The 24641-nt window shown below is 57.6% G+C and carries 19 protein-coding genes; 11 read left to right on the forward strand and 8 right to left on the reverse strand.

Features of this window, described 5'->3' with window-relative positions; genetic code table 11:
* Positions 1-65 precede the first annotated feature (65 nt).
* Together F2P46_RS25640 and F2P46_RS25645 are read left to right on the forward strand one after the other, a co-directional pair.
* Positions 66-515, forward strand: a complete 450-nt coding sequence (locus tag F2P46_RS25640; protein WP_166895590.1) for a hypothetical protein — start codon at positions 66-68, stop codon at positions 513-515.
* A gap of 14 nt (positions 516-529) precedes the next feature.
* Positions 530-1366 carry a restriction endonuclease gene (locus tag F2P46_RS25645; protein WP_166895592.1) on the forward strand — a complete coding sequence of 279 codons (837 nt, stop codon included), beginning with the start codon at positions 530-532 and terminating at the stop codon, positions 1364-1366.
* A 298-nt stretch (positions 1367-1664) separates the two neighbouring features.
* On the opposite strand, the gene F2P46_RS25650 is transcribed toward F2P46_RS25645, so the two are convergent.
* Positions 1665-2861, reverse strand: a complete 1197-nt coding sequence (locus tag F2P46_RS25650; protein WP_166895594.1) for a DUF1173 domain-containing protein — start codon at positions 2859-2861, stop codon at positions 1665-1667.
* A 349-nt stretch (positions 2862-3210) separates the two neighbouring features.
* Here F2P46_RS25650 and F2P46_RS25655 point away from each other — a divergent pair, with 349 nt between their 5' ends.
* Complete coding sequence (locus tag F2P46_RS25655; RefSeq protein ID WP_166895596.1) at positions 3211-4074, forward strand: helix-turn-helix domain-containing protein; 864 nt, start codon at positions 3211-3213, stop codon at positions 4072-4074.
* Between the two features lie 10 nt (positions 4075-4084).
* On the opposite strand, the gene F2P46_RS25660 is transcribed toward F2P46_RS25655, so the two are convergent.
* Genes F2P46_RS25660 through F2P46_RS25670 form a run of 3 tightly spaced genes read right to left on the reverse strand, consistent with a single transcriptional unit; the run spans position 4085 to position 7152 of the window.
* Positions 4085-4861 (reverse strand): SDR family oxidoreductase, encoded by a 777-nt coding sequence (locus F2P46_RS25660; RefSeq protein ID WP_166895598.1) that lies wholly within the window; start codon positions 4859-4861, stop codon positions 4085-4087.
* Positions 4862-6667 (reverse strand): hybrid sensor histidine kinase/response regulator, encoded by a 1806-nt coding sequence (locus F2P46_RS25665; RefSeq protein WP_166895600.1) that lies wholly within the window; start codon positions 6665-6667, stop codon positions 4862-4864.
* Positions 6664-7152: a molybdopterin-dependent oxidoreductase gene (locus F2P46_RS25670; protein ID WP_166895602.1), complete on the reverse strand. Its 489-nt coding sequence runs from the start codon at positions 7150-7152 to the stop codon at positions 6664-6666. Before F2P46_RS25670 ends, F2P46_RS25665 begins: the two co-directional genes overlap by 4 nt.
* A 730-nt stretch (positions 7153-7882) precedes the next feature.
* On the opposite strand from F2P46_RS25670, the gene F2P46_RS25675 reads away from it, so the two are divergent.
* The 5 genes from F2P46_RS25675 (at position 7883) to F2P46_RS25695 (ending at position 13087) form a co-directional block, all read left to right on the forward strand.
* Complete coding sequence (locus tag F2P46_RS25675; RefSeq protein ID WP_166895604.1) at positions 7883-8722, forward strand: ParA family protein; 840 nt, start codon at positions 7883-7885, stop codon at positions 8720-8722.
* 18 nt (positions 8723-8740) lie between these two features.
* Positions 8741-9994 carry a ParB/RepB/Spo0J family partition protein gene (locus F2P46_RS25680; protein WP_166895605.1) on the forward strand — a complete coding sequence of 418 codons (1254 nt, stop codon included), beginning with the start codon at positions 8741-8743 and terminating at the stop codon, positions 9992-9994.
* A 61-nt stretch (positions 9995-10055) separates the two neighbouring features.
* On the forward strand, positions 10056-10427 hold the full coding sequence (locus tag F2P46_RS25685; RefSeq protein ID WP_166895607.1) for a TrfB-related DNA-binding protein: 372 nt from the start codon (positions 10056-10058) through the stop codon (positions 10425-10427).
* A 267-nt stretch (positions 10428-10694) separates the two neighbouring features.
* The gene (locus F2P46_RS25690; protein ID WP_166895609.1) at positions 10695-11273 is read left to right on the forward strand and encodes a helix-turn-helix domain-containing protein; all 579 of its coding nucleotides are present in this window, start codon (positions 10695-10697) and stop codon (positions 11271-11273) included.
* Between the two features lie 416 nt (positions 11274-11689).
* A complete protein-coding gene (locus tag F2P46_RS25695) occupies positions 11690-13087 on the forward strand; it encodes a hypothetical protein (protein ID WP_166895611.1) in 1398 nt (465 codons plus the stop codon).
* A 610-nt stretch (positions 13088-13697) separates the two neighbouring features.
* Here the strand turns inward: F2P46_RS25695 and F2P46_RS25700 are convergent.
* Both F2P46_RS25700 and F2P46_RS25705 read right to left on the reverse strand, forming a co-directional pair.
* Entirely contained in the window at positions 13698-15542 is a 1845-nt protein-coding gene (locus F2P46_RS25700) for a phage integrase family protein (RefSeq protein WP_166895612.1), read from the reverse strand.
* Complete coding sequence (locus tag F2P46_RS25705; protein WP_166895613.1) at positions 15542-17425, reverse strand: DUF4209 domain-containing protein; 1884 nt, start codon at positions 17423-17425, stop codon at positions 15542-15544. The genes F2P46_RS25700 and F2P46_RS25705 overlap by 1 nt, the downstream gene beginning before the upstream one ends.
* A gap of 534 nt (positions 17426-17959) precedes the next feature.
* Between F2P46_RS25705 and F2P46_RS25710 the strand changes: the two genes are divergently transcribed.
* Together F2P46_RS25710 and istA are read left to right on the forward strand one after the other, a co-directional pair.
* Positions 17960-18634, forward strand: a complete 675-nt coding sequence (locus tag F2P46_RS25710; protein WP_166895614.1) for a hypothetical protein — start codon at positions 17960-17962, stop codon at positions 18632-18634.
* Positions 18635-18703: 69 nt separating this feature from the next.
* Positions 18704-19750: an IS21 family transposase gene (gene istA, locus F2P46_RS25715; RefSeq protein WP_166895615.1), complete on the forward strand. Its 1047-nt coding sequence runs from the start codon at positions 18704-18706 to the stop codon at positions 19748-19750.
* Between the two features lie 43 nt (positions 19751-19793).
* Here istA and F2P46_RS25720 read toward each other — a convergent pair whose 3' ends face one another.
* Both F2P46_RS25720 and F2P46_RS25725 read right to left on the reverse strand, forming a co-directional pair.
* Positions 19794-22787, reverse strand: coding sequence for a Tn3 family transposase (locus F2P46_RS25720; protein WP_166895616.1), 2994 nt, complete (start codon positions 22785-22787; stop codon positions 19794-19796).
* A gap of 90 nt (positions 22788-22877) precedes the next feature.
* Entirely contained in the window at positions 22878-23477 is a 600-nt protein-coding gene (locus F2P46_RS25725) for a recombinase family protein (RefSeq protein ID WP_166895617.1), read from the reverse strand.
* Between the two features lie 229 nt (positions 23478-23706).
* Here F2P46_RS25725 and F2P46_RS25730 point away from each other — a divergent pair, with 229 nt between their 5' ends.
* Complete coding sequence (locus F2P46_RS25730) at positions 23707-24519, forward strand: hypothetical protein (protein ID WP_166895619.1); 813 nt, start codon at positions 23707-23709, stop codon at positions 24517-24519.
* The last annotated feature ends 122 nt before the right edge of the window (positions 24520-24641 follow it).

Below are 24641 nucleotides of genomic sequence, written 5' to 3' on the forward strand. Positions count from 1 at the left end.
TGACTTATGTACTATCGTGAGAACGAAAGTTTTATTCATGATGAATGTTTCCCAAAGGGGCACAAATGACAGTAGGCATCCAAGAAAAGGTCGGCGTAAGCGACGTGACACAGGCGACGGGACTGCTGTGCGGGACCGTCGCAGCGGTCGGGCTGGTGTACGGCGAGTTCAATGCCGTGCCAGGGTTTGTGTGGCCCGCACTAGTGGCGGTCGCCGCATCGGCAGTCGAACTGGGGCGACGGTGCTGGACAAAGCCGGCGGAGGCCAGCGCGTTGGCCAAGCTCACGCCCACATTTGTTAGTACGGCAGTCGGGGCGGTGATATTCGCCTTTGTCATGCCGGCGCTGTTCCCCAACGAGGCATACGAGCACGCGCGCTGGCTCGTGTGGATCGACGCGATCTTTCTGCTTGGCGGTCTGCTGGCCGTACCTACGGCGCGCCTGATGCTCAACATCGCGGAACGGCTCGCACGCAGGCGGCTGAACCACGGCCGCGGCAAGGGCGCGCAGGATTAGCGACGGAGGTCGTCATGAAACTGCACAGATCGCGCCGGGGACAATATGCGTGGCCTTTCAGGCTGCGTGCCAAGTACCTTTTGGCATTGGCGGTAGCCTGCTACTACACGCTCGGTAGTGTCTTGCCTTACGCGCTGAGCGGGCAGCAGGCACTGGCGCCGCTGGCTGGGCTGGGGACGGCCGCGGCGCCGTTGGTAGCGCTTCTGCTGCTCGTGCCGCTACCCGGTGCGCTGTGGCGCGCATGGCGGGAGCGCCGACTGGTGCGCAAGCTGCGCGGCATCGACGCCTTGCGGGCCATGAACTGGCGTGAGTTTGAAATCCTGATGCGGCGGGTGTTTGAAAGCCAAGGATTCAGGGCGGAAAGGGTGGGCGGCGACGGCGCCGACGGCGGGGTCGACATCATCCTGCGCAGGCGCCGGCAAGTCGTGCTCGTTCAATGCAAGCATTGGAAAACCCGGCAGGTCGCCGTTGGCGTCGTGCGCGAGCTGCTGGGCGTGATCGCCTTGGAAGGTGCCGACGCCGGCATCGTCGTTACCTGCGGCGTGTTCACCAAAGATGCACGTGCATTCGCGCAACGGGCGAACATTACCTTGATCGACGGCATGGCGGTGCTGAGGCTGGCCGATGGCCTGCAGCTTGCGCCGCCCGGCCGTGCCGGCGGTGCGTCAGAGGCAGGCAGTGCAGTGGGGGCTGAGGACCGTTGCGTTTGCCCGTCGTGCGGCCGGCAAATGATCCGCCGCGAGGCCAGGACGGGGCCGCGACGGGGCGAGCATTTTCTCGGATGTGCGAATTACCCGGACTGCAAAGGCACCCGCCGCCTTGAGGGAACCTGTCCGCAACGCATGGACTGAATGACACTGGCTAGCGTCTAATGCGATCGGCCGCGCACCGAGCATGGCGCAGCTTCGCGCTCTCAAATGGACTTAATGGATTCCACTATCAGCCCAGCCATACAAGCCACGCGCCGCCTGGCTGGGAGCGTCGGAATCTTTTGCGCCCTGCTGGATGCGCGCGGCGACTTCCTTGAACTGCGCTAGCATGTCGTTTCGGTTGCTGCGCCTCGTGTTCTGGAGCTTGATAACCAGTTGCTTAAGGGGATAAGCGTGGCTGATCCGGATATCTATACCGCCGAATTGCAGCCATGAAGCGCTATTGCCTCGGGATCGCGGGCATTTCTCCCTGTTCTGGATGCCATACCCAAGACTCCATTTTGCTGTCCCTAATTAGTCCGTCAAGCGCCTCGTCATAGTCGTCGCCGCCAGACTGATGGATGTACAGCGCCGTTGGCGTCGGGGTGTCGGTCAATACGACAGTTGCTAAGGGGCGGGTCGCGGCCAGGTTGTAGCGCATGCCCTTGAGGAAGCGTCGGCCATCACGCGTGAGCGTGTCGAGCAGCGTCTTATCGGATCGGTTCTCGAACGGGATCCAGTTGTCAGTGGTGGCCATCAACGCCATTTCTTCGACGGTCGCCACGCCGGCCTTGTTTACGCCGAATGTCGCTACCGCGACCAGGTGAACCCCCTCAATGGCGTCCCACAGGCTAAGCTCCGTTTCGAAGCGTTTGTTGAGCCGCTTGTGCAGGTCCTCGTTGAGCATGAAAGCGAAATCAGGCAAGTGTTTGACGACCAACTTGTGCCCGTACCGCGATGGATTGATAGCCTTCACTTCACCAATGAGAAGCATGAGCTTGCGCGGTCCAGTTTGGCCTGCGGTCTGCGCAACAAGCGCCATCTGAGCGGCGCGAGCTTGGGCGATGGCATCCTTGCGATCAAGGACGAAGGGCTCAGGAATATACAGAATGTCGGACAGGTTCGCACCCTTGGTGCTTTTGTGCTCAGCCGCGAGAAGTAGGTACTTCCTAATGACCCCCCAGTTGCGCTTGTTGCCCATTGACGGCGACCAGCGTTGGAATCCGGCTTCCTCCCACAAATAGTGCAGCAGGCCGCGCAGCGTCAACTTGCTGCCGTCGGTGCGGACACTGTCAGCCCCGCCCTCCCCTGGTTCGGGTGCGCTCTTGCCGGCCATCTTCTTCAATGAGAAGTCCAATTTGAGCGCAGTGGTGCCGAGGTCTGCACTCTCGACAATGGCCGAACCCATCACTTCGCCGAGGCCGGTCAATTCAACGGGCGGCTCATACGAAGCGCAGGCGGCATCATGGTCGCCCCCCGTGTCGGGCATGCGCTTGATGTAGAACTTTTCGCCGATGTGGACAACGTACATCTCTATGCCCTTAGGTCGACACAGGCAGACCGGACGATCCTTGCTCTTGTAGACGGAGGCCAGGATCCGCTCAAAGTCCCCGCTTTCCTTATCGACGATCTCATCGCCGAAGCGGTAGCTCGTCATGCTCGCCGCCTTGGGCGATTGGAACACCCTGTCATGTTTTTTCTCCTTTGCAAATGGCAATCGCGGAATGCGATGCGGGATTCAAGCAAAAACCGCAACTGTGGCTTTCGGCGCTAGACTGTTTGTGCTTGCATCCTATTCATGTGTGTGACTTTAGCACCAATGTTCGCATCAGAAGCAACCAAAATCAACAAGCTTGCGTCCTATGGAAATTTGTGTCTCGTAAATACGATGAAAATTGCTAAAATTGTCTAAAAAATGTAGCAATGACCAAAGTTTCGCGCGCGAAAGTGACCGATAGCGGTCACAATGTCGCGGTTTGATTTCACAATCTCCCTTGGACAAATATATGCACTCATCCGAACAAGGTGCCAGTTCTCAGTCGATCGCGGCGGCCGTCAAAGATCTAATGCATCGCAAACAGGTGCCTGAACGCCAGCAGAGCAAAAAGCTTGCCGAAATCCTCAATCTTAGCTATTCGCACGCGCACCGGAAACTCAATATCGGCGCGGACTGGACAATTTCTCAATTGCAAGTAGTGGCCGAGTTCTTCGGGGAAACGCTCGCGTCCATTGGTCTTGGAGAGGGTGCAGGAAACGAGAGCCAGACAGTGGGAATGATGACCAAAGGCTTGTTCGTGGCGGCGGCCAGACTGCACGAGTACCCCTGCATTATGTGGGTGGGGGAACAGCTCCATGCGACACGACGTATGGACTTCGTCGCCTATCAGGAAAACAGGCTATGGCGTGTCGTCGAGACGGCAAATTGCCCAAACAACGTAGTGCGCTACAAAGTGAATAAGTTGGAGATCGTGTTGAAACAGCCACAAGTGCCGACGGTGGCGGTCGTTGATGACGAACAGGGGTTTGCTGACAATATGCGCGATTTCCTCAATGAGAGCGGATTCAAGGCGACGGCTTTTTACAACACGACGTCAATTGAACGGGTCCTGCATGAAGGTGGCACGTTCGACGGCTACATTCTCGACTGGATACTCGGCCACCGCACGGCAGAGGGACTAATTAAGCAAATCCGCTACTCGGCCAGCCCGGCGGCCCCAATTTTCCTGTTGACGGGCGAGGTAGCAAGCGGCTTGGCCGATGAGGATGAATTAGCAAGGGTGATTACCCAGCTTGACGTACAGATACGCGAGAAGCCGATTCGCCTGAATCAAACTCTTACGGCAGAACTGCACAAGGCGTTCGGCGCTTGATCAGGTCCGGCTATCTGGGTGCGCGATGAAGGGTGACCACGTCGTTGGTAACGGGAATAAGATTCTGGCCTGCGTCGACAACGAAGTCGGTACCCACGAAAGACTGGACCGTCGCAAGCAGCACAACAGCATTTGCCAAATCCTCCGGCCCGGCGACATAGCCGAGTAAGTTGGAGACCTTGCTGGCATATGCAAAATCCTCGGGAGTCTGATCACCGCTCTGACTCATCAATCCGGGGTAGACTGCGTTCACACGCAACACCCCCATCGCGGAGACGGCAAGCATTTTCGTCATGTAGCCAATTCCTACCTTACCGACTGTGTAGCTGAAGTCGTCAGGGTGGAAATTGTCCCGGACCTTCTGATCAACGATATTGACGACCGCTCCGGTCTGTCCGCGGGATTTGGCATGTTGATAGAAGGCCTGTGTAAGCAAAATGGGCGCGCGGCAGTTGATGCGCCACGCTAAGTCGAGGTTGTCGACCCGGAAGTCTTCCAGGTTGTCCTGGAAGTAGGACGAAGCGCAGTTTACCAATACATCAAGGCGATCGAATTGTTCATAGACGCGTCCGACGAGCGAGCGGATCTGGGACTCGTCGCCAAGGTCCGCTCCGATCGCGACCGCGCGGCGACCGTTGACGGCGAGCGCCTTTACGGTAGCGTCGGCCTCCACGATGGACGTATTGTAGTGAACGACGATATCGTAGCCAAGCGCGGCGAAACTTTCGGCGATGACGCGGCCGGTACGCTTACTACCGCCTGTTACCAGGACGACTGGTGAACTCATTTAGATCCCTCTTCCCAAAACATCGTCCATTATATTGCGTAGCGTACCCATACGAACAGGTTTAGCGAGATGTGCCGAGAAAGGAACACGCTGCTCCGGATGAGCCACATCGGGAGAATAGGCGCTTAGAGCAACAATGGGAATGTGTTGGTTCTTGCCTGAAGTGGCTCGGACCGCTGCCGCGACTTCGAACCCGTCCATACCAGGCATGCTGATGTCCAAGAGAATGGCATCATACGAATGGGTTGCCAGCTTTTGTAAGGCTACTTTGCCGCTGTCGGCCACGTCGCACACGTACGCAAGTTCAGTGAGTACATCCTTAACAGACACCCGTACCTCTGCGTTGTCGTCAACAAGCAATATCCGATGATGACCGGGGATATTCATACGGGGGATCTCGGGCCCAGGAACACCGCCGGAGATTACTTCGACCGGCAGAACGACTTCGAAACGCGTGCCGCGCCCGATGATTGAGTGCACATCGATCTTCCCCCCAAACAAGTCAACCAGCCGCTGGACAATGGCCAGGCCCATGCCGGCGCCGTCGTACTTTCTGGTTCGGCTTTGATCCAGCTGTGTGAATGGCTCGAATAGGAATGGAATTTTGTCTGGGCTGATACCAGGACCGGTATCCTCGACGACGAGATGGAGCTCGTTGCCGTTCCTGGTTACAAGATCCAACGAGACCTGGATGCGACCAGTCGGGGTGTACTTGATCGCGTTGGTGATGAGATTAGTCGCGATTTGCTCGAAGCGGCGTGCGTCTGACGCAACTTGGAGCACAGTCTTTTTACGACGCAAGACGAGATCGAGGCCGCCATTTACTGCCTGCCCCTTGAATTCGTCAACCACGCGTTCCAGCAGCTCACCAGGGTCGAATACCACGCGCCGCAAATCCAGCCTGCCAGCGCCTAGCCTCGCGTAATCGGTTAGATCCTCCATTTGAGCCTCGAGACGGGCCGCAGCACTGGTAAGGCGCTCGACGACCTCCAAGTCACGCGTGCTCACCATTCGCTGGACCATAAGGTCGATGGACGAAATAATTGTCTGCAACGGCGTTTTGAGTTCGTGGCTGATTGTGCCAAGGATGGTGTTCTTCGTAAAGATCGCGTCGGCAAGCGCCGCCTCAGCCTTACGCTCGGCCAAAATCGATGCCTCATTTTGCGAGATCAAGTACTTGGCACGAAAATAGTTAAGCATGTACAGACCAATGCCAACGATAAACATTCCCCATAAAACCATGACGAATGCAAACAGCTTACTGCGCTTAGCAGTAAAGTCCTCCAGAGTTGCTTCACGGTGCCTCATCTCTGCGAAGCGCACCGCGTTTGAAAGCTCATTTACCGTTTCACGCATTTCATCGAAACGGCCGACGAGGCGCCCTACCAGCTCGGGTTGCTTTGACAACCCCTCCAAATCCTTGTCAACATGGTCCATGAAGGTTCCCAGTTTCCCGACGGATTCGCGATATACCGGAACGCCCTGGACGAAAAAGTCGGTCAGCATGGATTGCGACGACAGTACGTGAAACTTCGACTGCAGGACGTGATGGCGTAGCTTGAGCGCCTCGACATTGCGATCCATACCAGTGGCATAACGGACAATCTGGTTGTCGAGGCGCTCGAATTGGATCTGGTACTGCGCCACAGTCCAATAATATCCTTCGTTAGGCCCAGTCGTGGCGTCTAACTGCGCCGGCGACACCAACAGACCATGGCTGTAATAGGCCATCCCGGTGGTCGCGACGGCCGCAACGGCGGAAAAGGCTGCAAATTTCGACCAGTTTTCGCGAATGAGTCGAATCATTGAAACACGATGCGATTGACCTGCCAGACAAATTTCGCCTCCGACGTTGGGGTGTTCAGTTCCTTGGAATGCTTATCTTTTGGATAGATAAGAAAGTACGGCCCAAATCTGTTTGACTCTAGAGGTCGCCCGTTCATGGAGTGTGCAAGGACGACGCCATAGCGCTTGAAGTCAGCAACGGGGATCCGAACGGAGTAATCATCAAGCGCGTAGACATGGGCGTATTCACCTTTGGCGCCGGTAAGCCGCATGATCTCCTCCATCTTTACTCCAGTGAATTTTGACACCGGTGTCCACGTCGTCGCGGTTGTGATACTGCTCTGGGGCATTGCCAAGAGTTGATTGGCGCTCAATGTGTATACCTTTAATGAATTTGGCTGTGCGGCAATGTTTCCACGGATTTCAAGCACGGGCGATCCAGATGCCAGGACGAAACCCGACGCGAACATTGCAAAGAAACTAACAGCGGATTTTGATTGTTTCATGGGAGCATCCTTTGCGCAATATACATCAACTAATCATGCATAATGGATAATGACTTATTGTAACTTGTTGTTATTGAGAAGATAACACATTGGAGGATATAGAAGGTCTTTTGCTTTGGTAACTGTAAATGTCGAACAATGATCTGTAGATTGAAGATGTCGTCGCTTTCGCGCGCGAAAGTCAGAGCGCCCTCCCCTCTTGGTGTCGACTATGATTTCGGGCTTCTACTGTCCCGCGAGCAAAGAGTGGGATCTGTACTGGCTGGCCGAACGTCACCCGGATCTGCTCGAGCGCGAACTCGTGATGGAGCGCAGAGCGCTGACGGGACGACACACCAGGTTTGACGAGATAGAGTTTGGGCCTCTTGGGCATCCTTAGTGGCCGGAGCCGACCGCTTCCCAAGTTCGAACACGACCGTTGGGCTGGAAAGAAGCTTCGCTCGGAACCAGTGGGTACGGGCCAATGGCGTGGTTGACGCGCAATACCGGGTTCTCAGATCGCCTGAGCATGTGATCCGTTTCGCGGCTATGGCGGCAGACTGCGAGGCGCCGACAATGCACTCGACACACGCAGCGCTCCGCCGCGAAAATTGGCTGTTTCGCATATTGACCGTCAATAGATAAATTGGTATATTACGTACAGGTCGCGACAGGTGGCCGATTTTTCTTGCCCAACCCCGAGCAGGGCGGTCGTGGCAAGACCTTATGAACAGCTTTAGGAGCAAGCACGATGAAGAACATTCAACCGAGCGCTTTAGTGCTCAAGATGATCAGCTATGTGTTGGCCAATCAAAAGGGTGGCGTGGGCAAAACAAGCGTATCCCGTCATCTAATTTTCCGGGCGCTGGAAATGAAGCTGCGCACACTGGTGATTGACTTCGACCCCCAAGCCAATACCACCAAGACACTGCTGCACCTGGCTAAATCGGCTAATCCGACTTTGGACATCACCGAACCTGGCCAAGTCTCGGATGCAGGCTGGCTCACCACGGCAAGATTGTTCCACAAGGACAGCAAGGCCCAGCCAATGCCGGTGAACGAATACGCAAGCCTGATCGCGGCTGACGCCGAACTGGTCGATATTGCCGACTATTCGCTCGACGCTATCCCGCAGCCGCGGTTGTCGCTCGGAAAGTTCGCAGACCAATACGACGTGTGCATCATTGACACGCCGCCATCACAAGGCAAACTGCTTTACGCCGCCCTAGCAGCGGCGAACTTCGTGATTTCTCCCTGCACCCTTGACGAGGATGCGACCGACGGCTTGGCCGCCCTATTCCAGGACATTGAGCGCGTGCGCGACATGGAGTGGAATAGCGATCTGAAGATTATGGGCATCCAGATCAACAAGATGGACAAGTCGAGCGCGCACGACCGCAAGGCCCTCGCAGCGCTGCGTGACAGTGTTGGGGACCTGGTCATGAAGGATATTATCTATGAGCGCGCCGCGACACGGCTTGCCATCCGTAAGCCGGTATGGCAGGGAAATCGTGGCGAAAACAAGGGAGTGGCTGCAGTAGAGATGAAGGCCGCGTGCAATGCCATTCTCAACCACGTGGCGCATCAATAATTAGCCGGAGACACTATCATGACAAAACCTTCTCCTTTGGGAAACTTGAGTAAGCTCTCCGATGTGGCCAAGACCGCCACAAAGGCCGATGCTTTCATCAAAATCGAAAAAATTTACGCGGTCGCCCAGGTACGAACGATTTTCAGGAATCTGGATCAGCTGGCAGATGACTTCCGCATTAATGGTATCTTGCAACCAGTCGTGGTTCACGAAGAGTCCGATGGCAGGTATCGTCTGATTATTGGGGAGCGCCGATTCCGTGCTGCGCCGCTAGCTGGCTTGACTGAAATACCAGTTCGCATCAAACGCGGGCTTACCGAAGTTGAAATGCGTGCAATGCAGGTCGCGGAAAACGAGATTCGTGATGATCTGACACCGTACGAGCGTGCGATGGGCGTTATTCACGATGTAGACGTATTCGGCGTCAAAGAGGCGATGAAGATTTGGAAGGTCGAGAGCGAAGGCTGGATCAGCAAACGCGTTGGCGTGAAGCGTTACCTTCCGGTCACCCTCTCAATCCTCGTGGACGAACTGTGCGGCGACCTCGAAATTCTGATTTCGATCAACAAGATCGAACATCTCGACATCGGTATTGCTCGTGAATACCGCCAGCAGCTCGAACGCGGCGAATCGTTGCACCGCGACACAGTGCGTAGTCGGCTGAATATGATGGAACTGCAGCGTAAGGAGCAGGATCAGCGCCAGGCGCAAGTGACGGCCGCAGCTGAGCAGGCGGCCGAAGTAGCCGGCGAGACCGATAGCGCAGCGTCGGCCAAAGCAGAGGTCGTGATATTGCATGAAACTCGCCTGGATCCAGTGACCAAGACCACGGCGAACCAGGGCACGACGGCAAACGTCACCAAGCTTAATGTGGCGCCCAAGAGGACGCCGCATGTGGACGCTGCGGAGGCCGCTGCGCGCGAGAGGACGGAAAAAGGGGAACGACTGTACGGGCTGCGGGAAGAGCTGTTCGACTATGGCCGGGACAATGAATCGTGCTTCCAGAAGATCCAAGAGCTGATGTTTGACCTAAATCATTCTCCAGAAGACGGGGAATGGGTCCTTTGGACGGGTTTCCTGGATATGGCGCTGCCGATGCTCGAACGCCTTGGCCCGGAACGGACAAATGCTTATCTCAAGCGGCTGCAAGTCGAACTGAAGGGCACCACGCCGGCAGTACTCTGGACGCAATTGCATCCGGGCTGCGCGATCGACGACCCGGCCACGCGTGACACGCCGGTGCCGGCCAAGCCGGAAGGGTGGAAATTTTAAGAGTCGGAGGCGGCTGGGGCCATGCGCTGGCTGTCGGCCGCCAACACTGATTGGTAAAAATATGAAATTGACCCGACTCACTCCCGATGACTTCGACCAGCTGGCCAACAAGACCGAGATGGGCCCCGACGCCCGGATGATGGCCAAGGGTTTCCTGGTCGAGCGGCGAACCCTGACCGAGGTTGCAAGCCAGTACAATGTCAGCAAGCAGAGAGTCCACTTGGCTGTCGAAACAATACGCAAAGAATACGCGAGATCAAAACTGAACACGGGCTTGCTCGAGTTGGAGCTGGAATTGCCGCATACACTAGCCGTTGACATCGAGCGCTTTGCCAAAGCATTCTCGTTGCAAGCCGACACAGGGCTCCGGCAAGCCGCTCTTGTGAAGATCGCACGGGCGATCGCGTCGGCCGAGCACTCACTGGAAAATTGAAACGCGCTGGATCTCGATCCTGCCGCATGCTATGCTTTCAGCATCCATACGCTCCTAAAGCTCAGTATGGGAAGTAGTGAAAACGCCCTGCCTGCTCGCGGGGCGTTTTTTTCTTCAGGCCTTTCTCCTAAAACATGACCTGTAGACAGGTCATCTGCGACCTACTTCGGGTCAAAAAATCGAAATTTCGTTCAATTTTGACCTTGCAGGGGGCATTTCTTTGATGTATATTGCCCTACACGAAACTTTTCTGTAGCACGGAAGGGTATGAACATGACTACCGACAAGACACAACAGCCTAACTGGGAGGCGATGCTTGATAACGCCCACAAGGAAATTGCTAGGCTGAAGAGAGACGTGGACGATTCCGAGATTGTCCGGATGAGCAAAATCTACATGGAAGAGACTATTGATCTCGCCAAGCAAAATGCCTCGGCGTTCAAGATCCTCATGTTGATGGTATCGAAGATGACAAAGACTAACGCTCTCATGATCAGCAACGAGTCGCTAGAGAAGCTTACCGGGTCGAGCAACTCGACAATCAAACGCGCCGTACGCCACCTTCGAGAAGAAGGGTGGCTCGACGTTCTGAAAGCTGGTTCATCAAATATCTATCGAATCAACTCCGACATTTTTTGGAATGAGACTCGGACCGGAAAATGGGCCGAGTTCCCGACACACGTGGTGTCGAGCTTCGATGAGCAGGATGAGATTACAAAGAATCGTGTGCCGGGCAGGTTCACGCGGCAAATTCCGTTGGTGCTCGATGATGACTATTCCCGCTCAAGAAATCAGCGGATGGGCAGCGACGGCCAGCTTAATCTCCTGCAGCCTGACGCAGGCTAAGTGGCATCACTTCGGACATGAAAACCTACTGGGAGCAAGTTCTGAGATAGCACATTAACGACATAGACAGCAAAAAGCCCGCTTTGGCGAGCGGGCCTTTTTGCTGAAACAGAGATCGGGCGGGGCCCGGACAGACTAGGTTCACTTTGGCGAGTGGCCCCGAGTCAATACACTGAAGCTACTTCAATACCTTCATTGTATGTGTCTTTTCCCCCGCACGCAAGCATTCGCTCGTCCATACGGACAGTGCGGCTAGGGGGACCATGCAGGACGCCACACAAACAGACCTTCATCACGCCGGCCGCTCTAATCGAGACGGTGCGGCACTAAGCCGTCTTCCGAGCAGCACGGCTAGCACGCTTCTGGATCCACACCGGCGGGCGCCTCTCCTTGATGCGGCGTTGGCCGAGGCGGCGATGCTGCATACCGACCAATGGGGCCATTTCACGCTCAGTTGTAATGAGGACGCGACCAAGCGCAGCGGATGGCGAGATACATGCCATCGTCTCGACAAGCTATCGCTGGTGGTATCAGCTGTTGGTGCGGCACCGGATACCTATATTTCTCAAGCGGAATTCGCCGGTCCCAGGCGTCTGACAAACCTTCGTCGGATCAAAGCGCTCTGGCTCGATTTTGACTACTACAAAATCAAGCGGTTTGCCGGCCACCAGGCACAGCATTTTGCTGAGCTAGTCTTATTGGAGTGCCGAGACAAACATATTCCGCCGCCCAGCTATATCGTTGATAGCGGGCGCGGCATATATGCCAAATGGATACTCGACACACCAATACCTCAGTGTGCGTTGCCGCGCTGGCAACTGGTTCAAACAGCCTTGTTCGAGCACTTCAAGCCCTACGGCGCCGATCCGGCAAGCCGCGATGCCACCAGGGTACTGCGCGTGGTGGGCTCCGTTAACAGCAAAAGCGGACAACGGGTCCGAGTGATTTGGGAGAACACCCTGGCCACAGAGGGGGGGACACCACTTGCGAATGGCCTGACTGGCTACCCGTTCGATGTGATCGCCGACACAGTACTCCCATGGACCCGCGAGGAAACAGCCGCGACTAAGGCGCTGTGGGCGAGGGAGAACGCTGCTCGACTTCTGGCGCGTGGCCCCAGCGACATTAACGTCACGCAAGGCACAAAACCCAACAATAGCAGTGGTTTACGCACGTTCCGCCCGACACAGTTGGCATGGGACCGTTATCACGACGTTATTAAACTGCTAACGCTACGCGGTTGGCAACGTGGCGCCCCCGAGGGTAACCGCGATTTGCCGCTTTTCTTGTGTGCGGTGTTTTTAGCCCAGGCTGTGCGTGTTTCAGATTTGGAAGCTGAAGTTGTTGCCATTGCGCGCCGGGTGGCGCCGACTTGGACCAAGGCCGAAATTGACAGTTGCGTTACAAGTGTTATGGCTCGGGCTAATGATTCAGCGGCAGGCAAAATGATAGTTTTCAATGATATTGAAAAAGATCCCCGGTATAGATACAGCAATCGCAAACTCATTGACCTACTTGCTATCACAGCGGACGAACAGGCCCAGCTAGCCACCATTATTGACAAGGCCGAGGTCGCAAGACGAGACCGTGCGCGAGCGGCCCGAAAACGGGCGGAACAAGGTGCGCAGCCCCGAGCCGATTATTTAGAACAGAGCAATACCAAACGCGCCTACGCCCATCAATTGCGCGCCGAGGGCATGAGTTGGTCTGAGGTTGGTAAATCCCTTGGTGTGAGTGCTGGCGCCGCCCGTATGCTCGCTGCTCGCAAGACGAGCGAGTGCACAAGTCCGTCCGTATGTATGGAGGTGGCGTAAGCCTGCAGGGTGTTGTCCTTCGCTTTTCATATCACGCCGGCCCTTTGGCCGGCTTTTTCTCCTTCGCTTCTGACTTTAGGGGTCGCTTTTCAAGGGGTAATATTTTTCATTGGTGGTGGTCGGGGTGGCGGTCAGCAGTCACGCGGCTGCTGTGGACAGAGTGTGTGCAAGCCCTGCACAGGGGCGTGTGCAACGCGTAGCGTTGTGCATCCCCTGTGCAGGGCTTGTGCACACGGCCCGAAGGGCTGTCCACAGCTAGCTTCGCATTGTTTTGGGGTTGGGGTTGGTTTCAGATTGTTTTTCGAAGAAAAACAATCCAATCGACCCAAAGGTTTTCCGAAGGAAAACTGCGGGAGGCCGCGCGAGAGCGTGGAAAGTGTTTTGTTGGCTGTGGCAAGGTGACGCTGGTGACTAACATTCTCAGGAATGTTTTGCCGTCCAGATCTGACCGGTAGCGTTTCGTAACGCATGTTATGTAACGATGATGCGTTACGCTTGGGAAGCGACTTTCGCGCGCGAAACTGGCCGGGCGCCGGGCTTAGTATCTGGGCGTTACTTCAACTCAATTTTGTTGGCGCTAACGACCCGGACGACATGACACGCGACACCGTCAAGGTTCGGGATCTTTCGGCTCCCCGTACAACCTGGCCGCTTCCGCCGCCAGGCGCTTTTCGCGCGCCTTCACGTAGATGGCCGTCGTGGCCGAATCCTCGTGCCCCAGGATCTCCTGCACGACATTGAGGGGCATGTCCTTGTCGACGGCGATCGAGCCGAAGGTGTGGCGGAAGGCGTGCGGGCTGGTCGACGCCAGCTGCTCGATGTCCTCGACCGTCACGCGCGCCGCTTCGCTGTCGGGATCGACGGCTTCGAGTTCCCTGCGCACTCTGGAGAGCGCGGACTTGACCAGGGCGTAGATCGCGTTCGCGGTGTATCCGGGGCGCGCCATTCCGGCGCCATGGCGCGCGGCGGCGGCCGGCGTGGCTGGGACTACCACGGGCGAGAACAGCGGCGCGTCGTCGGCCGGGTCCAGGAAGTCGAGGCCGAGATCGCGCCAGTGCGCCTGCAGCGCGGCGACGGCGCGCGGGCTGACGGGCACCAGGCGCTTCTTGCTGCGCTTGCCCAGGGCTGTGAGAATCCAGACGCCCCTGGCATGCTGGCTCGGTCGCAGCGCCAGGCGCATCGCGCGCGCCGCTTCCTCGCGCCGCAGGCCTGAGTCGCCCATCAGCAGGATCGCCGCCAGCGCCACGCGGTCCTGGACGTTCCGGTCGACCTGGCCACGCCTGGTGAGCGTGTCCACGACGGCGCTCCAGCCCTCAAGCGACAGGGCGCGGTCGACCTGGATATTGTCGACTTCCTGCACGACGATTGGATCCTTGACCACCGTCCATGGGTTGCCGCCGAGGTAGCGCACCTTGACCCAATAGTCGAAGGCCGCGCGCAGTACCGTCAGCGCGAACTTTTGTGAAGCCGGCGCCAACGGCCTCGGTGGGCGAGAACTGTCGCGGTTCTTGGGATCGCGGTCCTTTTTCTTAAGAACGAATGGCCGCCACAATTTGCTCGAGCGCGGTGCCGGCGCGCCGCAGAATGCTTCCGGTGGCGCCGTGAGGAAGCGCTTGTAGGCTTCGCACTCATCTACTAGCAGCGAGGAAAGCGGCTTGCCGGCGACGTGCACTGACCATAGGACAAAGCGCTCCAGTTCCTTGCGGTAGGCGCGCTGGGTATGGGCTTGACCCTCGAACCTGGCTAGGTAACAGTCAATAGCCGCCAGGTCGTCGCGCGCGGAGATGAAGCAGAACGCCGGGGCGCGGTTGGTGCCATCGTGTCCGTCGAGCCGCGGCGGGAGATAGAAATAGCCCAGCGGGACCAGCTCAGCCGATATGGAAGGCTCGAGAACGCGCAGCTTGGCCGGCGACATCGCACGCTGTGTGGCCGCGACTATTTCACCCAGCTGCTCCTCGTGGTTGCGCAGCCACCGCAGCACCACGGCAGCGCGCCGCACGCCGATCCGAGGAACCGATCGCCACCAGGACGCGCCGCGCCGGTTTACCATCCCGACGAGGTCGGCGATTGTCGCTACGCCTTCGGCTCGCAGTGCCTTCACGGTGCGCGGTCGGAACCACTTTGCTACCGAGTCGGCGGGGGAAGGGGGCGTCGGTCTCAAGTCCGCCGCTTGCACCAAGATGTCAAGCATTTTCGCCGGGACATGGCCTGTCTTGCGCGCATGCGTCAGGGATTCCGCGAAGCCAGGGTTGATCTCGATAGCGCGCTCGACCAAGGCGTCTCGCATCTCGACCAAATACCGCTCCAGGCCGTACTCAATCTGAGGGCTGTCATCGCTGTAGTACAGATCGCCAATACGCCCTATGGGTAGCTTGAGGCAATATGCGCGCAGTGCTGTGAAATCGCTGCGGGTGTAGCGCAGCTCCGGTAAGACAACGTTTGTATTTTGAGCCATTAGCGTGACGATTCATCTGCCGAGCTATCGTCATCGGCTTGATCATCTGTTGTTCGATACTGCTCCGGAGAAGGGCGCTGGCGATTCCAAAAAACATTGAAAATCATCCGGAACATCATCCACCACGCGTACACCGCGTAATCGGAATTGATCGTCGATTCGGGCACCAGGCCGTGTGCGAGCTCGTTGCGGAAATTCGGACCGCTTTTGTCGCAGAACAGCGCCCAGATTTCGAATTTTGCGTCCTTGCCGAAGATGCCATCCATTTCGGGCATCTTCGCTAGACTACTTAACCCATCTTCCATGACGATTCCTGCACGGTTATGGGTGGCCGTATCCGCGCCGGCACGCTGCAGATGAAACCGCACCATATTCTCCAGTTGCGGAGAAAGAAAGTGGAGTGCCTGGACGAAGTCGCCCTGGAAACCTGCGTACAGGCCACGGGCAACTAGGGAGACGCGATCACGCGGCACGAGCGCCGATTCCGCGGCCAGGGCGACAAAGACGCCACGGCGCGGATTATGCTCGTAGCGGAGAACTTCGAGTGCTGGCAATATATGGCCTCGAACGATGATTCGTACTTCAAGAAGGAAATGAGTGACCATTTTTTGCTCGACCGCGTTCAGTTCCGCAGCGGCGCTCGCGCCTGCGGAATCAACCTTCTTGACAGGGCGACCGTCAGCGCTCAGGTTCACGCTTCCGTAAACCTTGTCGGTGGTCGATGCGTTTAAGGTTTCCTCAGCGTCATGGCGCAATCCGGCTTCGTTAGCGCCTTCGAAAAGATCGGCGAAAGTGCGTAATGCCTCGATCCCTTCCAGACCACTCATGCGCTGGCGCGTCAGCGACGCGAGATCGCTTACGTCCACACCGGGACTGCGGACGGTGTGCATCTCCTCTTCGACAGCGTGGCGGCCCGCTTCCGTCATCTTCACGCGCAGTGCTGTAATTCGCGCGTTGCCATCGACCCGGGCGCGCTGCGGGCCCGACAGTTCTCTCCAGATCTGAATGGCTTGGTCGTACAGGTCGATGGCCATCACGCGCATTGCATTGGCGTCGGCCTGTTGCTCGTAGCTGCGGGCAGTTGCGATGACCGTGCGCACAACCGCGTCGCTGTCTTTACTTTTTCGAAACCAGCGTCCGGCACGACCAAAGAATAGGCGGGCGGCATGACCGTCGCTGGCAGCGGCGCGGCAGTGGCCGATTCGCTCCAGACGGCTGGCGATGTGCCCTGCACGTTCCATGCCCAGCTTGTAGTCGAGCATGGTGTCTGCAAACCAGAAAATGGGCAGGCCATCGTCCGGGGCCGAGTCGAATGCGGCAATCAACGCGGCCTCGAAGAGCGCAACGCGATCTTCGTCGCGGACTTGCTGCGCGAGCTGGATGGCGCGATTCACACAGTCCTCCTGGCCAGCGTGCCAGCGCTCCAGATCAAGCCTGCCTACCCACGACCAGTAGCTGTCAGTCGCCAGAATTGCGAACTTGTACCTCTTGCTGCCCAGTAGCCATACGAGGTCGGCGAGGCGCGCGCGCAGCAGAGGATGTTTAACTTCGGGCGCTAGGTCGCCAAACAGCTGTACGGCGTCGGCGTCGTAGTCGTCTGGCACCAATGATCGCCGGTCTGCGGAAAAGTGGATTGCCCCGGGCTTGTAGGGATCGGTTACGTCATGCGGGTCGAGGCGCATGAAACACAGGTCCACTAGAAAGCGCAACGCGCGGCGGCTTGCGTCGCTGTCGGCTTGTCCAGCGGCGGCCAGCAACTGGTCCGCGAGGTTCGGATAGTATGCCTCGGCATCGCCGGCGATCGCCGCATCATAACCGCAGGCGAGCAGCTGTTCAAGGGTAGGGGCTGCGTCGTCGGACGTTGGGCTGGAAATGACTGTCATGGAGATACCCGCATTGATTTTTTCGACTGTACAACTGGAATGACGGGCATGGTATCCGGTTTCACGCATAAAAACACCATAAATGCTTGAGTGATAAATAGGATTATCACTTAAGGAAGGTCGTGGCCGATTTAGGCCGGTGATACTTTCGCGCGCGAAACTCATCTGGTGGGGGCGTCGCGATCTACCAAGCGCGTGTTTTGGGAGTGGCTTTCAAAGTATCGCGCCGAATGCACGTAGTAGCCATGGTTTTGGGCGGAACCTCGTCCTGAGTCAATTTCAGGGCTTTCGTCGTGCCGGCCTTATCGGAAGGTTGGGGAGGACGACCTGCAGCGCCTAGCGCCGACAGCGCCGGATGACTGGGTGCGCTTTTCAGTCGCGCCCACCCTCTGACTACTTCATCTTCAAAGATTGTACTTTCGCGCGCGAAAGTACAATCTGCACGGTCATTGGCGACAAACAAATTTCCGACGACGCATTTAGTCGGGAAAAATTGGTATTCTTATCATACTTTATACGCTATGGAGGCATGACATGTCCCGCATCAGTTCTTCTGTAAACGATGTCCTAAACGTTTCATGCTCGCCGGAAATTACCCGCGCTGCTAATGACTTGGTAGCCGTAAAGAGCATGCTCGATTCGCTTGGCGAATCCTATATCGGTGGATTGATTGTGGGTCAGATATTTCCTGAATGGCATGGATATCGAAGTTTGGATCCGTTCGGTTTTGCACAAGAGGTTCTTCCGTTTTACTGGTATGAGAGAACGCAGCAAACCGCAACCGATCAGCCACTTAGGTACAAGGCCCTAGTGCCGACCGCGGCAGTCGTCGGAGACAGTTGGAGATGGACCCCTGAAAGCATCGATGAAAATGAACAAAGTCGGGTCATCGAAACCGCCCTTGCCGCGTTCGAAGCATCTGATTCTGGTCACACGACGGTGGAATGTGCGCGGTACTTCCACATTCCATCGCTTGGCATCGTGCTGGCGCACGAGGGCAAAAACCGCGTCGCCCTCTTCAAAAAACGTGGCCTACCGCACATTCCCGCAGTGGTGTCCGACGAGGACTATCCGATACCCGAGCGCCTGCGTCTCTTTGATCTGAACGGAACCCATTTGGCCGTGCTCGATAAAAGATTGGTGGAGCGCGTTGCCAAGCTGGACATGATCCGCGATCTGATGGGCGCCTACTGTCAGCAGCGGTTGTAAACTGATACACAGCAGCGATTGAAAACTGATACACCGTTTTTGAGATGATGGCTGCTTTTCGGAGCGGCCTTGAAACCTAACGAGGTGTATGTGGAAATTCAATTATTGAGCAAGCATGGGTTGAGTCTGCGGCGGATCGCCGCCGAGGTGGGCTGTGCGGTAAACACTGTGCGGCGACACTTGGCTTTGACGTCGGTGCCGAAATACGAACGCAAGGTAAAAAGGCCAAGCAAGCTGGCGCCATACGAGGCCTATCTGCGGGAGCGGCAGACGGCGGCGCAGCCGAACTGGATACCGGCGAGCGTGTTGCACCGTGAGATCGCCGAGCGCGGTTACCAGGGCGGCCTGAGCCAGCTGCGCGCCTTCATGCGTTCGCTGCGGCCGACGCTGCCGGTTGAGCCTGAAGTGCGCTTCGAGACGGCGATGGGCGAGCAGTTGCAGGTCGATTGGGTCGAGTTCCGCAAAGGCAGCGCGCCGCTGTATGCGTTCTGCGCCACGATGGGCTATAGCCGTGCCAGCTATGTCGAGTTCGTCAGCGACATGAAAGTGGCCACGCTGATCGGCTGCCATGAGCGTGCCTTCGCCGCGTTCGGCGGCGTGCCGCGCAAGGTGCTGTATGACAACATGAAGACGGTCGTCATCGAGCGCGACGTGTACGGCGATGGCCAGCACCGCTACCACGCTGGCTTCCTCGACTTTGCCAAGCACAGCGGCTTCCGGATCAAGCTGTGCCAGCCATACCGCGCCCAGACCAAGGGCAAGGTCGAGCGCTTCAACGGCTACCTGCGCAGGTCGTTTTACGTGCCGCTGGCAAGCCGGCTGGGCCAGAGCGGTTTGCAGCTCGATGTCGTCACTGCCAACGTTGAGGTAACACGCTGGCTGCGTGAGGTGGCAAACGAGCGGGTGCATGGCACGACGCAGGAGAAACCGGCCCAACGGATGGCAAATGAAGTGGCACACCTGCAGGCACTGGCGCAGCCATGGCGAGGCGACATCGCTGCCGCGCGGCCGCAGGCAGCGGCGCCGGAACCACCCGCACCGCGTCCCGCGATCGTGATCGAGCGCATCGCCGAAGTGGCGCCAGCGCAGCATCCGCTGGCAGTCTATGGGGTCTGAGGTGCAGTGGAACGTAAAACACGGTTAAGCCAGGTTCGTGGGACTATTCATCGCTCGCTGGGTTACGCAACGGCCGTAACTTGCCCTTGGCCACCGAATCCGGCACCGAAAACGAATACCGGCCCAGCATGTTGATGTGCTCATGCAGCAGCGGCGACAGCCTGGCCATGTCCTCATCTTTTACCTCGAAGCCATCCGCCCGCAGTTGGTTTAATGCGGCCTCCATGTAGCTGGTGTTCCACAGCACGATCATGTTGAGCACCAGGCCGAGCGCACCCAGCTGGTCTTCCTGCCCCTCGCGGTAGTGCTGCCGCAACTCGCCTCGCTTGCCGTGGAAGACGGCGCGGGCGACGCTGTGCCTCGCCTCGCCACGGTTGAGCTGAGTCAGCGTGCTCCGGCGCTTGGCTTCGTCATCGATGTAGGTCAGCGTGTGCAGCGTCTTGTCGATGCGGCCGAACTCGGCGATGGCTTGGGCCAGCCTCGTCGGGCGCTCGCCGACCTGGAGCGTGCGCATGATGCCGGCGGCAGAAACCCTGCCGAGCTTGAGCGAGCCGGCGAGGCGCAGCATGTCGTCCCAATGCGGCTCGATCTTCTGTAGGCTGATATTGTGTCCGGATACAGAATTGAGCAGTCCGTAGTCGGCTTTGGTATCGATTCGCCAGAAACGCGTGCCGCCGACATCGGCCAGGCGCGGACTGAATCGGTATCCAAGCAGGCGGAACAGGCCGAAAACCACGTCGCTGTACGCGCCCGTGTCCGTCATGATCTGAGTCGGCTGAAGGTCAGTCTGCTGTTCCAGGACGACGGCTAGCAGGACCAGGCTGTCGCGCAGCGTGCCCGGCACCGTGATGTCGTTTAGTCCGGAGAACTGGTTCGATATCAGGTTGTACCAGGTCACGCCGCGCCCGACGCCGAAGTATTTCGGATTCGGCCCGGAATGCACCGAGCGCACCGGCACCACGAAGCGCATCCCGTCAGCCGACGCGACCTCGCCGCCGCCCCACATGCTGGCCAGCGTCGAACGGCTCTGCGCGGCGACCAGCATGGTGTTCGCCGCAGTGATGGTGTCGTCGCGCAGATAGTTCTGGTCCACCCATGACAACCTGTCCCGCTTGAGCGCCGGCACATCGCCGCGACTCAGCGGCTCCGGCCCCGTGTTGCAGGCCTCGGCCATCAAGACCGCGCAAATGCTTACCTGCAGATCGGCCACGCGCGCGGTGCGCTCCGATATGTGGGTGAAGGCATCCGTAAAGCGAGTACGGGCGGCAATCTCCAGGATCAGTTCCGGCAGATCGACGCGCGGCAGCATGCCTGTGACCTTGGCGCGTAACGCGATCAATGACGCCGGCTCGTCCATCTTGTCGAGCGGGCTGAGCACCAGCTCTTGTTTGTCGCCCACCTTCTCGAACCGCACGGCCGGATTGTCGGGCAACCTGGCGGAGACAGCCTGGTAGGCGCGGTCCAGTTCACTGGCAAGGGCCGTCAATATCGGCCCCGGCACTGCCGACAGGCCCAGCGTGCGGCAAATGATCGGGCGCGTTGATTCCCATTCAGCGCTGTCGAGCAGGCCGACGCGCGGATCGGCGTACCGCCAACTCGGGGCCACGAACACGTCGCGCCGGCGCAGCGCGGTACGCAATTCGGACAAAACGCAGAAAGTGTAAGCGTGGAAGTCGATGGCGTCATCCTCGCGCAGCACATGACGTTGCCAGGGCTTGCTGATGATTTCGCGCGGCGCATCGTTGCCGGGTCTCTTCGCCGTCATGTTCGCGCGAAGCCAAGCGAAGGCGGCGATGAACGGCTCGCCAGCGGCGTTCGCGCCAAAGTGAATGTGCTCGGCCAGCGCAGGTAAGAAGCGGCGCACGGTCTTGTACTTGGCGTCCAGTTCCTGGTAATACACGTTGTCGGTTGGCCGAATCAGTTTGTTGACGCCGACGAGGGCCAGCGCGAGCGCTTCAGGCGAAATCCGCGCGAACAACTGTGTGCGCAGTTCGACATCCGGCACGGTATCGTCCAGCAGCATTTGACAGGCGTTGGCTAGGGTGGCCGCAGCTTCGTCCAGGTCTTTGAGCGAGCGCAGGCGCGACTTTTTATCGGCCTTCACGGCGTCGCCAAATAGCTCCCGGAGGATGACTTCCAGCACTTCCAGCGCGTCATCTTGGGCCGACGCTTCGAGGCAGTGCACGAACGCTACCAGGGTGGCCAGGCGGCGCAGTACCGGCAGGCGCAGGATCGCGCTGGCCTTGGCGGCGCCGGCGAACCGGGCCAGAGCGGCCACCCGTGTGGCCGGGATGCGCGTGGCGGCGGGCAACCGGATGCCAAGCTCGCGGACGGCTTGCAGCCGCATCAGCGCCAGATTCATTGACCGGCTGCTGGCCACCACAGGCCCGGTGCGCAGTCGGTCGAGCGGCGAATTCCGGCTGCCGCCAGATGAGACCAGAAGGCCCTCCAGGCGCGTTTGCTGGTCCAGGCTGATCCCGCTCCCAAGCGAGCGCCACAAGCGCTCTTCAACGCGGCTGCGCAGGCGCGCAACGTACCGTTCGAGCGTCGTGCATCCTGGCAGCAGTACCTTGTGCGTCACGAGCCACGTCGTGGCGCGCTCGAACAGCACGCTCGGCCGGTCGGTGCCGGTCCAGCAAAGCGCGTACAGCCACCGGGTAAGGCGAAAGGCGATCAAGGGTTCCGTGAATTCGACGTAGCCATATCGCGCGCGAATTTCCATCGCATGCTGCCAGCGTTGTCGACCGGTGCTGTAGGCGCTTGCTTTGTCCAGCGCCTCGATGCGCAGCTGCTTGGCCAGCGTCCGCAACACGGGCTGGGGCACGGCCAGCGGATCTTCCAAAAACGCGCCCAGGTAGCGCACTGTGCCCAGTTGGATGGCGAAGCCAAGCCGATTGTGCGCGCCGCGCTTCTCAGCGATTAGCGCATGGTCGGTGTCGTCCAGATGAAAGTACCGGGCGAGGTCATGGGGTGATGGAGAACCGGCGTAGCGGCCAAAGCTCTCGCGCTGCGCGTTCGAAAGAAAGCTGACTGGCATCTTTTTCCTGTATGGCGGCAATCAGCGCATTATGATTTGCCTTGGTGCATGGCCCAAATTGTCGTTCTTCAAAAGGCGATTGCTCGAATGTCAGGAGTCGGCTGCATCGATCAAAGTGTGCCTTGCCCGTACTCGCATGATGGACTGGCGCGTCGTACCGTAGTCACGCGCCACCTTGGCCACCGACTCGCCAGCCACGAGGCGGACCATTGCATCGGCTTGCTGCGCCGTCGTAAGCGCTGGCCGACGTCCAAGTGTCTTTCCTTCCGCTCGTGCACGTGCGAGACCGGCCTGGGTTCGCTCTATCAGCAAATCACGTTCAAACTCAGCAACTGCACTTAGCACGCTCATGGTCATTTTGCCGGCAGGGCTGGTCAGATCGACGCCGCCAAGCGCTAAGCAATGCACCCGGACACAATCGCCTGCCAGCTGCTCGACGGTTCCCCGCACGTCCATGGCGTTACGGCCGAGTCGGTCAAGCTTGGTGACAATGAGCACATCGCTAGGCTCAAGACGGTCAAGCAAGCGAGCAAACTGCGGGCGCTTAGCGGCACCAACGCTACCGCTGATGCTTTCGCGAACGATCCGGCGTTTGTCTACGGCGAAACCAGCTGACTCGATTTCATGGATCTGGTTGTCTGTGTTCTGATCAACGGTACTCACTCTTGCATAAATGAAAGTTCGGGACATTTGGCGGCCAAATTAGTACGAAATGGGAGTACTCATTGTAAGGCATGTCCGATATTCTCAGTAGCTATTTTTCGTACAGTAAAAATCCGTCCGTACGAAAACGATCAATTTCGTACATTGCTATTGTAAATATATGTAGGTAAATTTACCCTACGTAACCGCAACCTTGCACATCGCGTCGTTTCTTCAAAATGAAGATCCCAACAATAAATTTTATGGGGGAGTGAGAATGGCATATGACTTTAGATTATTACCAAACCAGAGTTTCTTTACCAAGGATATTTATTCAAAAAAAGTAAAATTCACCTTCCAAACGGGCAAAGCCATAAATGCTAAGCGGTATGACACTATGGTCTATACCGACTACTTCAATTTAGAAACTCTGGATGGCTTCTGTTGCCATTTAGCGATGGATATGGCGATTGCCGAAGGGGCGAATACGATAAGAGTAACTTTAACCAACCCGCACCTAACAGTTCGTAGCAAGAGTCGCGCAAAAAACGCTACTAAATTGAACGTGGCAACACACGGTATTCATCGAAGCTGCCACCCGTCTTCCCGTAAGGAAGAGAAAATTGCGGGCACCTCATCGACAGCTACTTCATCATCAAGCTCAGCATCTGCAGTTCCTGCACAACAGAACTCAGACGGGCATGCCTCCTCATCAAGCTCAGCATCTTCAAAACCGGCTCAGCCCAAATCGGACGAATCTGCCTCCTCATCAAGCTCGGCATCTGCAACACCGGCACAGCCCAATTTGTACGGATCTTCCTCTTCATCAAGCTCGTCTTCGTCTAGTCCAGATCTTATGAAAGAATTTCGAAAGAAGAGAGCGTTATCGGAGCTTGTGAATTGGGGGCCTCCAAACACTGAGGCCTATATTGAAATCCAAACAGCCCTAGAGGGAGAAGAAGGGGAAATAGCTAAATCTTTGCCTACCGTTAACGAGGGTATTATCATGTATGAATATTTCTTGACGTCGTTGAAAAGTTTTCTTGAGACGACTATTCCAAACGTAGTCGTTCATTGGGCACCTGAGTGACCAACGCACAAAGCCGTCCCTTCGGCGCGTAAGCGTACGATACTGGCCTTGGTGCGCTTAATCATAGGTCGCGTTCGAATTCAAAAACCGCCCCAAGCATGCTCATGTTCATCCTGCCGGCC

Source organism: Massilia sp. CCM 8734 (assembly GCF_011682155.1).
In the GTDB taxonomy this organism is placed as follows: domain Bacteria; phylum Pseudomonadota; class Gammaproteobacteria; order Burkholderiales; family Burkholderiaceae_D; genus Telluria_A; species Telluria_A rubra.

Bases quoted from the DNA above. Each gene is read 5' to 3' on its own strand.
- F2P46_RS25670 (WP_166895602.1), bottom strand. From the start codon at position 7,152: ATGAAACAATCAAAATCCGCTGTTAGTTTCTTTGCAATGTTCGCGTCG.
- F2P46_RS25710 (WP_166895614.1), top strand. From the start codon at position 17,960: ATGTCCCGCATCAGTTCTTCTGTAAACGATGTCCTAAACGTTTCATGC.
- F2P46_RS25645 (WP_166895592.1), top strand. From the start codon at position 530: ATGAAACTGCACAGATCGCGCCGGGGACAATATGCGTGGCCTTTCAGG.
- F2P46_RS25690 (WP_166895609.1), top strand. From the start codon at position 10,695: ATGAACATGACTACCGACAAGACACAACAGCCTAACTGGGAGGCGATG.
- F2P46_RS25700 (WP_166895612.1), bottom strand. From the start codon at position 15,542: ATGGCTCAAAATACAAACGTTGTCTTACCGGAGCTGCGCTACACCCGC.
- F2P46_RS25660 (WP_166895598.1), bottom strand. From the start codon at position 4,861: ATGAGTTCACCAGTCGTCCTGGTAACAGGCGGTAGTAAGCGTACCGGC.
- F2P46_RS25655 (WP_166895596.1), top strand. From the start codon at position 3,211: ATGCACTCATCCGAACAAGGTGCCAGTTCTCAGTCGATCGCGGCGGCC.
- F2P46_RS25640 (WP_166895590.1), top strand. From the start codon at position 66: ATGACAGTAGGCATCCAAGAAAAGGTCGGCGTAAGCGACGTGACACAG.
- F2P46_RS25685 (WP_166895607.1), top strand. From the start codon at position 10,056: ATGAAATTGACCCGACTCACTCCCGATGACTTCGACCAGCTGGCCAAC.
- F2P46_RS25720 (WP_166895616.1), bottom strand. From the start codon at position 22,787: ATGCCAGTCAGCTTTCTTTCGAACGCGCAGCGCGAGAGCTTTGGCCGC.
- F2P46_RS25680 (WP_166895605.1), top strand. From the start codon at position 8,741: ATGACAAAACCTTCTCCTTTGGGAAACTTGAGTAAGCTCTCCGATGTG.
- F2P46_RS25725 (WP_166895617.1), bottom strand. From the start codon at position 23,477: ATGTCCCGAACTTTCATTTATGCAAGAGTGAGTACCGTTGATCAGAAC.
- F2P46_RS25675 (WP_166895604.1), top strand. From the start codon at position 7,883: ATGAAGAACATTCAACCGAGCGCTTTAGTGCTCAAGATGATCAGCTAT.
- F2P46_RS25650 (WP_166895594.1), bottom strand. From the start codon at position 2,861: ATGACGAGCTACCGCTTCGGCGATGAGATCGTCGATAAGGAAAGCGGG.
- F2P46_RS25665 (WP_166895600.1), bottom strand. From the start codon at position 6,667: ATGATTCGACTCATTCGCGAAAACTGGTCGAAATTTGCAGCCTTTTCC.
- F2P46_RS25730 (WP_166895619.1), top strand. From the start codon at position 23,707: ATGGCATATGACTTTAGATTATTACCAAACCAGAGTTTCTTTACCAAG.
- F2P46_RS25705 (WP_166895613.1), bottom strand. From the start codon at position 17,425: ATGACAGTCATTTCCAGCCCAACGTCCGACGACGCAGCCCCTACCCTT.
- F2P46_RS25695 (WP_166895611.1), top strand. From the start codon at position 11,690: ATGCTGCATACCGACCAATGGGGCCATTTCACGCTCAGTTGTAATGAG.